This is a genomic window from Streptomyces sp. R41, assembly GCF_041053055.1.
Classification (GTDB): domain Bacteria; phylum Actinomycetota; class Actinomycetes; order Streptomycetales; family Streptomycetaceae; genus Streptomyces.
Genome location: NZ_CP163443.1, coordinates 4143473 through 4155465, shown reverse-complemented (window position 1 = coordinate 4155465; position 11993 = coordinate 4143473). Strand labels below are relative to the sequence as shown.

The 11993-nt window shown below is 68.3% G+C and carries 4 protein-coding genes; all 4 read right to left on the bottom strand.

Going from position 1 to position 11993, the window contains the following annotated elements; genetic code table 11:
• Window positions 1-37 precede the first annotated feature (37 nt).
• The 4 genes from drmB to AB5J53_RS19050 are packed head-to-tail and all read right to left on the bottom strand — an operon-like array spanning window position 38 to window position 11818.
• Window positions 38-1903, bottom strand: coding sequence for a DrmB family protein (gene drmB / locus AB5J53_RS19065; RefSeq protein ID WP_369246864.1), 1866 nt, complete (start codon window positions 1901-1903; stop codon window positions 38-40).
• A complete protein-coding gene (locus AB5J53_RS19060) occupies window positions 1900-5157 on the bottom strand; it encodes a helicase-related protein (protein WP_369246863.1) in 3258 nt (1085 codons plus the stop codon). The genes drmB and AB5J53_RS19060 overlap by 4 nt, the downstream gene beginning before the upstream one ends.
• Window positions 5154-7058, bottom strand: a complete 1905-nt coding sequence (locus AB5J53_RS19055) for a UvrD-helicase domain-containing protein (protein ID WP_369246862.1) — start codon at window positions 7056-7058, stop codon at window positions 5154-5156. The genes AB5J53_RS19060 and AB5J53_RS19055 overlap by 4 nt, the downstream gene beginning before the upstream one ends.
• Complete coding sequence (locus AB5J53_RS19050) at window positions 7055-11818, bottom strand: DEAD/DEAH box helicase (RefSeq protein WP_369246861.1); 4764 nt, start codon at window positions 11816-11818, stop codon at window positions 7055-7057. The genes AB5J53_RS19055 and AB5J53_RS19050 overlap by 4 nt, the downstream gene beginning before the upstream one ends.
• Window positions 11819-11993: the final 175 nt, after the last annotated feature.

Below are 11993 nucleotides of genomic sequence, written 5' to 3'. Positions count from 1 at the left end.
CGCCGATCTGTGTCGGGGCCCCACGGTCAGCTGGATGTCACTGCTCCAGTACGTTCGCGAAGAAGCCCAGATGAGGATCGTCCGGGGTACCGACGAGCAACGCTCGGTCCAACAGGATGTTGTTGTGCTCGCAACTCGTCTCCGGGAGCATCACGCAGGCGTGGCAGGCGGCGAGGTTGGTGCCGCCCGTGCCAGATGCCTCGGACTCGACGCAGAGCGGGTCGGAGGAGCACCACTCGGCACGGTGGACGGCCGAACGCACCGTGCGGTCGAGAAGCTCCGGTTCGCCCTGCGCGACGAGACCGCCGAGGCTGCCCGCCGAGTCGCTCGTCGCCGTGTAGACGAGTACCCCGGCCATGTCGTCGGCGGCGTACAGGCGCTCGCGCAGGGACGCGGCCGGGTACCCCGCCTCTAGGCTCCACTCGTTGATGAGGACGTGGGCCAGGGTGTGCAGCAGCACCATGCGCGGGGTGGCGGGGGAGGGGACGACCTGGCTCGGGTCGTCGGCCCGTTGCTCCAGCACCCGCTGGTGGGCGGTACGCATCCGTTCGATCCGGGCCGCCACCGCCGGGGCCTTCTCCCAGGCGTCCAGTCGGTCCTCGTCCAGGCGGAGGAAGACTCCCTCGCCCCGCACCTCCATGGCCGGGAGCCAGCGCAGGGGGCGTTCGGACAGTGGCATCTCCTTGGAGTCGGTCGTCGACTCGGCGTCGATGAGTCGGGTGAACGCATTCAGGGCGCGCACCTCGCGAAGCTTCTTGACCAGCATCGGGCCGGTGACGCCGAGTGGATCGAGCACGCTCTGGTCGCCCAGCGGGGTCTCGCAGACGAACTGTTCGTCGCGGGTGTGCTCGCTCTCGTCGTTACCCGAGCGAAGACGCTCGTACTCCTTGTTGCGCAGGGCGCGGTAGCGGTGATCGAAGGTGGGAGCCGCCTCACTATCGGGGTCCTCCTCGCGCTCTGCGTCGAGCAGCGCCATCACCTCGTCCAGCGGTACAGGACACTTTCCCTTGAAAACACCTTTGAGGTAGATCTCGACATGCTCGCGCTCGTCGTACTCACGAAGCGCGTCCCAGTGTTCGGCGAGCGGATCCGCTCGGCCGTCGCTCCACGGTGGGATGGAGAGCGCCGACTTCAGCACCGGCTGCCATACCGCCGAAGAACCACGCTGCAATGTGCGCAGGGGAAGTCCACACTCCTGAGCGGGGGCAGAGGCACCGAGCCATGGACGGGGGCCTCGGCACTTGAGGCCCAGGTCCTTGAGCGCGTTCCTGCGGAAGGAACCCTCCATCGAGACCTCGGGAGCTTGCCCGCAGGTACAGGAGACCAGGATGGAACGGAGCGAGGCGGTGTGCCCGGACGTGCGCAGCTTGAGCTTTCCCCCGCACTGTGCCGCCGAAGTGGCGCCGCGGTCTTTGGAGCGGTGCACCCACTGCCAGTACGGAAACTCGCCGAGGTGTCCGGCCTCGCACGCGACGACGAAACGGGAGGGGACCAGGTCGACCTCACACGTGCCGCAGACGCTTCTACCGGCGGACGGGTTGAAGTCCCGGTGTCGCTGAAGGTCGTTGCACTCCGGGCAGGAGTGCATCAAGGGGAACCGTCGAACTCGGAGACCGTCCCTGCTGGTGTCGTCGGAAGCGGGCGGCGTCCGGAAGCAGTCGACGTCGAGTAGCCGGGCCAGGCGCCGTTCGTGGATCCGTGGGGACTCGTCACGGCTCCAGCTCTGCTCGGCCTCGTCGAGCCCCGAGACGATGAAGGACTCGTGATCCACGGCAATGAGCGACCCGACGCCGTACGTGGTGATCGCCTGGGCACGACGGACTGCACCACGCCGCGGAAGGTTGTGGACGGGTGCGGTGCCGTTCGCGCCGGTCCGGCGCCGGCGGGCGGGAGGCGGGGTCATCGGGTTCCCTCCATGAACAGGGCGGACTCGGCGTCGACATCGCGCAGGCTCCACAACGTGGACCACGCATCTGCGTCCTCGGACTCGTCGTCGTACGCCTTCAGGAGCGAAGGAGCACGATGGCCCCTCTGAGGTTCGAACAACAGGCCGCTGTGGATGTCGGCTTCCTTGCACCACCACTCGACGAACTCGTCGAAGGCCTGGGAAACGGCGTCGCTCTCCTCCGGGGTGACCGCCTCGACGCGTTGCAGAAGGATCGACTTGATGCGGTCCCGGAGCACGTGTTCATAGGACTCGACCTGGCTGGCGCCCTCGTTGGGTCGGGCGGCGGGAATCATGATGCGGGCGAGGGCGACGATCACCGCGTGCAGGCCCCGTTCACGGGCACGGGCGGAGAACGGGGTGACCGAGGTGGACTCGACCTCGCGGTACAGGGCCGAGTGGAAATGCTGAAAGCTCTCGTAGTGAGAACGGTCCCGGGACCGGGTCGAGTTGAGCATGACGGCGACGAGGCCGGGGTACGCACGGCCGACGCGGCTGGTCGCCTGGATGTACTCGGCGGTCGTCTGTGGCTGGCCCATCACGGCCATGAGACCGAGGCGGTCCACGTCCACGCCGACCGCGATCATGTTGGTGGCCAGGAGGACGTCCACGGTGTCCTCGTCGGGCAGCCGCTTCTCGATGCCCTTGAGGCGGGTGGGGATCTCGCTGGCGTCGATACGGCTCGTCAGCTCCGAGTAGTTGGCGACCGAGCGGACCTCCACCCCCTCGCGCTCGGCAAGCAGCTCCAGATAGGCCACCACGTCGTCATGGACCTGGAGTTCGGCCGCGGACAGCAGCCGGAGGCTGTTGAAGTAGCCGACGAGACTCCAGTACGCGTCGCGCACCTCGTCATCGGTCTTCGCCTGCTTGGCCCGGTGCAGCAGCGTGGCGTACGTACGGATCAGCAGGGTCGACTGGCTGGTGCCGGGGGCCAGGAGGCCGACGTAGCGTCGGCTCGCCTTCTCCTCGCGTGGCGTCTCCACGGCGAACCACGAGTCGCGGGCATCCAGGCCGGCGGGCGGGAACTGCCGTACTTTGCGGGCGAAGAGGTGGCGTCCCTGGTCGGCGGCGCGACGGATGGTTGCTGTGGAGGCGATCACTTTGGGCTGGCCGGCGAGGGCGTCCACGGCGGTTTCGTACAGGCCGGTGAGGGTTCCCAACGGGCCTGAGATCAGATGCAGTTCGTCCTGGACGATCAGTTCCGGGGGAGGGGTGCCGTCCTCCGGGTCGTCGTCGCGGTTGAAAAGCGCGGAGGTCGCGGGACGCCATGGCATCGACGCGAACTTGTCGACGGTGGCGATCACCAGGGTCGGTCGCGCGTCATACACCGCCTCGTCGATCAGGTGGACGGGCAGGCCGTCGGCGAAGTCGCAACCCGCGCCGGGGCAGCGGACGTGCATCCGCTTGGCGTCTTCGTCGACTTCGTAGTTCCGTGCGTCGAGGCGTGTCCCGCACCAGGGGCAGGCGTGCAACTGGACGGGATTCTCCGTGGCGAGGCGCTTGGCGAGGTTCCTCCGCAGTTCGTCGAGCTTCAGACCCGCCACGGTAAGCGTGTTGGGGGTGGCCGAGCGTCCCACCCACATGCCGACGGAGAACTCCTCATGGCCCAACTCGGGCGTCCGGCGTCGCATGCGCTCCATGGCGCAGAGCAGGATCGCCGCGCGCTCGAACTGCTGGAGGGTGAGCAGCCGCAGCGTGTACCGCATGAGGATGGTGACACCGCCGCCGTCCGCACCCTTGCGGATGCGACGCAGGAACGACGTGAGGGCGATCAACCCGAGGTAGGCCTCCGTCTTTCCACCACCGGTGGGGAACCACAGCAGGTCGGACACCTGCCGATCGTCGTGCGCACGGTCGTCGATGCCGGCCAGACAGAGCAGCAGGAACGCGATCTGGAAGGGGCGCCAGCGGCCGGCGGCCGGGGCGGGGGCGCCGACGCGTCCGTCCTTCACCCACTTGCTGCGAGCGCGCTGGTCCGCCATGGCGCGATTCGCGAGGCGGAAAGCGCGCATGAGGTCGGGCTTGGTCCGCAGCAGCTCGATGCCTTCACGGATACGGTCGAGTGCCTCGCGGCAGGCGATCACCTGGTCCCGTGCGGGCTTCTCGTGGACGATGCCCGTCAGAGCGTCCGCCTCGGCCGACTTACGGTCGATCCAGTGTTCGTACCCCGTGGCCAGCCCTTCCAGAGCGGCCAGGACCTCGGTATCGGACTGCTCGGCCAGCCCCAGCATGGACAGCGTCGAGCTGTCGATCTCTGGATTGGAGTCGGTGAGCAGCACCTCCACGGTGGGCACGAACTGGCTCCGCACCTCCGGGACGGCGGGCGTGACGGCTTCGGTCATACCGATCGGCTGCGGAGTCCAGTCCCATTCGGCAGCGCAGCCGTGGCCGACCGCGAAGGTCGGGGCGTGGCGGTGCAGCAACCGACTCGTGGCGATCTCCGGGTCGTGGGCTGCGGCGGGGGCGGGACGCTCGACGAACACAGAGGAGCCGTCGATGGCCCGGACCGTCAGACCGCACTGGAACAGGGAGGAGGCGTCCTGGAGATCCTTTTCGCCTACCTTCTGGGTGTTGATCAGCGTGACCGTGACCGTGACAGTGCCGGTGATCGGATCGGGACGCCGGACGTTGATGTGCAACGCTGCTTCCGAGGCGAGCTCGATCGGTTCCTTCGGAGACGGCTGGGTCACGTCGATGTGCTGGTCCGGGAGCGCGAGTTCCTTGCGCCGCCACTGCTCCCGCTGGTCGGCGGTGGTACGGGCCTCGGCGCGGCGGGCCGGGACTGGCCTGCCGTCGGCGTCGGTGGGTTCGTAGACGGCCGCGCGGGCAGAGACCACGATCGAACTGCTTATGGTCGGGCGGACGGCGAAGGTGAGACCCAACGAGGAAGGACGTCTGTCCCCGGCGGCGCCGACCTCCTGCGCGGTGCCGGACTCCTCGACGTCTTCCCGGGCGAGCAGAGGGGCGGCGTCCACGCCTTCCTGCTCGGCCGCGTCCTCGTCCTTCCGTTCCTTCGCGGCCTTGTCCGCGGCACGCGGATACAGCACGCCGGTCAGGTAGCGGTCGATCGGCGCGTCCTGGGAGAGGACCTCGCCGCGATCGTCCGGCTCGGCGTTCTCGGCGGGGCCCAGGAGTTCACGGCGGAGCCCCACCAGGAGTTCCTCGTCCCGGACCCGGTAGTGCTCGGAGTGTGGGCCTGCCACCTGCGTCATGCGCGCTGCTCCTCGTAGTCGTCGGCTCTCCGGAACCGACCGATGCCGGTGATCCGCGGCGCGATCCACACGCCTCGTTCACCGAGTCCGGCGTTCGTGCCGGCGGCGGTGCTGCCGGTCACGGTCTCCACGGTGTCGATCCGCAGGTCGTGGATCTCGTCGGGCCACCAAGGGTCCCAGTTGCGGTTCACCTTCTGTACCTGGAAAAGATCCTCGCGGAACCGCTGCGAGGCCTCCCCGATCTCCTTTCCGTCGTGCATCAGGGCGTACGGCGGGCTCTCGACCTCGCTCATCGGCAGGTCGTGGCGCTTGCGCAGCAGCACCTCCTGGCCGGGACGCACCTGTTCCAGGAGATACGCCTGGGTGGCGACAGCGTCGGTCTGATGGCCGGGTGGGTTGTCCCGGCACACGTCGCCCGCATCGGCGACGATCCCGTACCTGTCGTACGACCGCCACGACCCGAGATAGCGACGGCCGTGGCGCTGACTCCCCGCCCGCTTGAAGTGCGGCAGTTGGGGAGGCGCCGCGTGATACAGGTCCTGGCGGGCGCGCGTCATCGCCACGTACAGGGCGCGGGCTTCGGCGGGAAGGTCCAACTCGTCCTGGTACCACTTGTGGAGCTCGGCGAGGGTCGGTGGCGTCAGGACGATCACCCGGTCGAACTCCAGGCCCTTGGCCCGATGCACCGTCGAGAGGACGATGTGGGAGGTCTCCGGGTCGGCCGCTTCATCGGGGAACCTGCCGTCGGCGACGGCACGGCGCAGCCGGTCCAGATCGAGCACCCCGCGGCCCGCTCCACGCGCGACCCGACGCAGCACCGTCCACAGGGCGGTGGCGTTCGGTTCGTACGGGAGAGGGATCTCCGAGAGGAGGGTGCGGAACCGATCCTCGGTGAGGCCGGTCGCCTCCGTGCGACGCAGCAACTCGGCCATCCAGTACGGCACCGGACGCTCCTCCAGCGGGCGCCGCAGCCGGTGGTCGATGCCGTGCGCGTGCAGCAGGCCGGAGATCACGAGGGCCTGTTGGTTGTCACGGGTGAGGACGGCGCAGGTGTCGGAGAGGTCCCGCAGACTGTCCATGGTGAACTCGTCGTCGAGGTTGCCCATGCCGTTCGCCGGATCCAAAAGGAGGTCACGCAGTTCGTCGTAGAGCTTCCCGGCCTCGTCCGGGTCGGTGACCTGCTGGAGAAGGGGGCCGTGCGTCAGTGCGATCCGGGCCTCGGCGGTGGTGGCCCGGAAGTTCTGGGTGAGACGCAGCTCCACCAGGTCGTCGGGGTAGGAGCAGCGCAGCCAGTCGAAGAACCGGCCGGTCTCGTCGGCGCGTTCGCCCAGGTCCGCGATCTGGAAGCCGTACACGGACTGGGCGGCGTCGCCGACGACGGTGAAACCGCAGCTGTCCTGGTACCGGTCGAGAAGCGTCTCCACCAGCTCACGGCGCCCGCCCAGCAAGTCCTGCACCTCGTCGATCACGACATGGGCTGGCGGGACCGCATCGCCGGCCTCCAGCGCGCCCTTTTCGATCGCACGGGTCGCGGCGGCGATCCGCTCGTCGAAGCCGACCGCTCCCCACTCGCCGTCCGGATACGCGTGGAGTAGCACCTCGTACGCCCACGCATCGAAGGTACGGGCGCGCACACGATGGGCTCGTTCCCCGTGCCGGGAGATCCGTTCGCGCAGCTCCCTGGCTGCGGCCCGGGAGAAGGTGAGCATCAGGATCTCGGCCGCCTCCAGCGCCTGTTCGGGGTCCTCGTTGCCGCACAGCGCGTCGAGCCGGCGCACCAGGGTGTGAGTCTTTCCCGCCCCGGCGCCCGCGGTGACCAGGACGCGCGCTTCCCAAGGCTGCTCGACCACGGCCAGTTGCTCGTCGGTGAGCGGAGGGCTGTCCTGGTAGACGTCGGTCACTTCCGGCTCCAGAGGTGTTCGAACTCAGTGAAGGCGAGGTCGGTGTCGAAGTTGGTGATGTTGTCACTGATGTTGAGGATCAGGCAGCTGTCCTTGCCGCCGTTCCGTGGTCCGCGCAGGCCGCGACCGATCATCTGCTGGTACACGTTGGTGCTGTAGACCGGCCGGGCCACGACCACGGCACGAGTGGCCGGCGCGTCGAAGCCCTGGGTGAGCACACCGTAGTTGGTGAGGACCCGGATACGTCCGCTTCGGAAGTTCTCGATGCGAGTACGACGGTCCTGCGCACTGGTCGTCGAGTCCACGGCGGCGGACCGGACACCCCGGTCGTTGAGCATGGCAGCCAGGTACTTGGCGTGGTCGACGGAGGTGGCGAAGAGCAACGTCGGCCAGTCGTCGGGCAGTTCGGCCACCGAGTCGACGATGCGTCGACTGCGCGCGTGGTCGTCGGCGAGCCGCTGTTCGGCGGAGCGGGAGAGCATGGCCATGCGATCGGCGTGCGTCTTCTCGTCCCGGGTGAGTTCGATACGGCCGCCCTCAAGGGTGCGGTGCTCGACCTGGGCGAGCATCCCCCAGTCCTGGAGGTCGTGGTACGGATCGCCCGACGGGAAGACCCCTTCGTCGAGTCGTCGATTGCCGAAGCGGCCGGCCAGACGGCGGGTCTCCTCCTCGTTGCGGTTACGGAACGGGGTGGCGGTCAGGCCGAGGAGATGCCGTCCGGTCTCGTACTGGGTGAGTCCCAACTGGCTCAGGATCTCGGTGTACCGCTTGGAGATGGCGGTGTGCGCCTCGTCGACGATCACCAGCGCGGCCTGGCGCAACCAGGCGTACTGGTCGGTGCCCAGGCACCGTTCCAGCTTGGCGTCGGTGGCGACCACCAGGTGCGGGTGGTCGACGACGTTCCCGACCTCGTTGGTGCTCCACAGGCGGCTGATGGTGAGCGGGCGCTCGGCACCCACCTTGTTCCAGACGAATTTCCAGCTCTGGACAGCCTGTTCGCACAACTCCTCGGTCTGCGCGATCCACAGCAGCGGGCCCTTGAGGTCGCCGATCCGCTTCACCCAACGGATCACGGCCTCGGCGGTGACCCGGGTCTTGCCGGCGCCGGTCGGCAGGGACAGCATGCCGCGCTGCGGGGCCAGTCGGTCAAGCATCGTGGAGATGTTCCGTACCAGATCCTCCTGGTACTCATGGAGGCTCGGGAAGTCTCGAGGACCCTCTACGGTCTCGAACGCGGGCGGGGACGGAGTCCTCGAACCGGCGAACGAGACAGGCAGCTTCAGTTCCGAGACGAACGCGATGGCTGCCGACGAACCCCCGTATGCGACCGGAGCGTTGGGGAAGCGCGCCTGGATGTCCCGCGCATGCTGCTGGAGCACTCCGTCACCGTGCGCGTTGAACGCCATCTGCGCGATCCGGCGCCCGGACGGCTCCACGCCGTCGGTCTCCTGCAGCTCGGCCTCCATCAATCCCTCGGGGAGGCCGGTCCGGAGGGCGTCCGCACCGATCAGCAACTCGATCTTGGCCACCACGTCCTCGGCCTCGCGCACCGCCTTCTGCGCCGCCTTCAGCTCGCTGTCGCGAGCCATGCGGTCCTGGTGCTCCAGCACCGCGCGGCAACCGGCGGCGCCGAGGCCGAGGCCGAGTTCGCGGTCGATGAGACGCAGCATCGGCTCGGGCTCGAGAGGCACGCGGACCTTGACGGTGCCGTCCTGGCGTACGGCGTCCAAGGGGGAGGCGTGCGTGCCGTTCGGCGTACGGGTGACCTCCTCCAGTTCGCTGCACCGTTGCACCATGCTGTTCCGATGCCCGCTGTTCAGGCGCTGCCGCAGAGCGGGGAACAGCTCGACCAGAGGCACGGGGTCACCCTCCGGTACTTCACGGGTCTCCCGGCTGATCACGTCGGCGTAGCGGAGCATCCCCCACTTCTCGATCATCAGTTCGGCATCCTCGGCGGTCGGTACGAGGAGCGCGGGGAGCTGCTCGGCGCGGAGCGCCCGGTACTGAGCCGCTCCGACGGCGGTCGTGATCTCGTCGTCGGGACGGGTGCCCCAGACCTCGCCGATCCGGCAACGGGTCAGAGAGCCCTCGGGGAAGTCCGCGCCGAACCGGGTCAGCATCACGTAGGTCGCGCCGACGAAGGAGTCGTCCTCGCTGCGGGTGACCTCGTCGAGGAGCGCATCCCAACGGTCGGCGGGAACCTCGTCGACGGTGGTCGGGAGCCGCAGCCGGCGCGCCTTCTCGGGGGAGATGTCCGCCACCGGCAGCACGTCGCGATAGCCGGCCAGCTGGGGTCCGACGGCCTCCTTCAGCGGCTTGATCCCCTGGGAGGTGGCGACCGTGCCGAACTTCCTCAGCATCCATCGGATCGGCGAGATCACCGCCTGGCGAGTGCTGGTCTGTGCGCCGATCTGACGCGTCCAGTTGTCCACCACGGCGTCGTCGGGCAGGACCTTCAGGAAGGCGGCGCGCGATTCCTCGGAGAGGGCACGGAAGAGGTGGAGCGGGCCACCGATCGCGGCGCCCTCGACCTTCATACGATTCAGCGTGGGGCGCGGGGCGCGACTGTCCAGGCTGCGCAGGTAGGCGGCGTGGACGGCCGCGCGATACTCCTCGAACCATGCCTCGTCCGCCCGGGGCTGCACCCCGCCGGACGGCCGCTCCCGCAGACCGACCTGGGGGAAGAACGGGGTGTCGTCGGAGTGGAACGCCATGTCGACGGCGATGCTCGGATCGCGCGTCGCGTCGACGACCGCACCCGGCAGCATGCAGTTCTCGACCGGCCGGAACCGGCCGTCGGTGGTCCGCACCCGGAGCGTCGAGCGCGCAGTGGGCACCCGCTCCAGGACTTTGTGGGCCAGACGACGCACCCCCGCCTGACGGAACAGCTCCCAGAACCGCTCCCAGTCCGAGTCGCTGTAGTGATCGAAGCCCTGGTCGAGGACGCTGACGAACCGGCCCTCGACATCGGCCTCGCGAATGCCCAGGATGTTGAGTGCGTGAGCCAGCGACGGATCCTCGGCCAGCTTGTCGACCACGTACACCAAGGCCTCGCGCAGTCCGCCCTGGTCGGTACGGCGGAACACCTTGCCGTGCACGGGGGCGACAAGTCCGTGCTCCTCGGTGAGTACGATGCGGGCCGTGCGGGCCTCCTCGGCATAGGGGGAGTTGGCCTCGATCATCTCCGCGAGGATTCGAACGGCCACTGCTGATGCTTCGGGTGCCCCGCTCTCGACCAAGGCTTCCAGCCACTCACGGACGCCGGTCCGTTCGTGTCCGGCCGCGCCGATGATGTGCTCGACCTTGCCGGAACGGAGGGCGTCCGCCTCCGCGCTCGGGTGCAGCCAGTTCGAGGGGCGCCCGGGGCACTCGTTCCACATCCGCAGCCAACCGGACAGCTTCCTCAGGTCCCTGTCGAGCCGCGGGTGGATCCGCAGTTCGGTAGGGACGCGCAGGACGCCGTCCTGGTCGGGCAGGGAGGGGCAGTCCGCGGTGCGGTCCCAGACCTCCCGGGTCAGGAACTCGTCGGCCCAGCTGATCGCTTCCTTGACGCGGCCGGGCAGCAGGGGGAGGTAGGCGGCCGGGTCCTCGGCCGGTGCCAGGGCGGGGAGGGAGTCGACGACCAGCTTCGCCGACACCCTGATCATCTCTTGGTTGAAGGGGGAGGAGTCCAGCAGGTTCTGCCTGTCCTCGTTGGTCTTCCAGGCTCCGTTGAGAATGCCGCTCAGCGACATTTCGTACTTGGTCGGGAAGAAGGACCAGAATTTTCCGCGTCCGCGTGACCGCGGGCTGACGTACAGGCCGCTCTCCGGATCCTTGTCCAGGGCCGGGACACCCCAGGCGAGGTCGAGCAGAAGCCGGTCGTGCAGCTCTCCGGCATCCGCCCGAGCACTCGGACCGGGCTCGTGGGTGGTGCTGAACACGCGCCACCGGTCGGTGGTGACGGCCTTCCCGGTCCGCTCCTCGACCACGGTGTGCAGGTCGCCGGTCTGTCGGGTGGTCAGCGTACGTCGGGCCATGGGCCGAGGCCGGCGGTCCTCCAGCACCACCTTCGCGACGTGCGGGGAGAAGAGCTGGAAGCCCACCGGGAATTCCTCGCGAGGCTCACCGCGGTCCTTGGCGCGACCGCCGTGCATGTCCCTGCCCAGCCGGTCGTCGGCCCTGGGGAGCAGAGGCAGTCGAACGACGGTGGTGGCCCAGTCAAGCAGCTCGTTGAGGACATGATCGGCAGCACGCTCGGCCTGCACGTCGAGAGGTCGGGCCATCCGCAGCACGGGGGCGTCGAAGTCCGGGCCGTAGCGCGCTGGCACGCCAGGTACGGCCTTGATCTGCTCGTACGACCAGGCACGGTCGAATCCGAAACTTCCCGTGCTGCTGAAGAATTCAGGTGCGTCGGTTACCACGAGGACCGACTTGACGCCTACTCCGAAGCGTCCGATCTGCCCTCCACGCTTCTTCGACATACTCATTCGAAGAATTGTCTCCGCGCCCTCCGGGGTGACGGGATTACCCTCGTTCGCGCAGTACAAATGGGTGTCCGTGAGGATGATGTAAACTCGTCCACCCGGATCGTCGGCTATTTCGTCTGCCGCGTTCTGGACGAGCTCGAAGAGCTGACGGTCGCCATATCCGCCCTGGGTGATCCGGCGCTCACCATTGGCGTGCTCGGCCACGAGACCAGGGTCCACTGCGTAAGTCTGCAGGACACGTGAGGACTGTTCGAGAACGGTTTGGACTACGGAAGAGGGCGAAGGCGGCACTGCTCTGCACTCCTGAGTTGTGAAAGTCCGAGTGAAATGTCAGCCATGGGGCCGGCCGCGCCGGCTTCGTCGAAGCCGGCGCGTGCCTGTCGTGGTGCTGGTGTATTGGCGTCGCAGTCAGTGTCTTCGAGAGCGTGAAGGCGTTGGGGGTTCGGGCCTGCGGAGAGGAACGGCT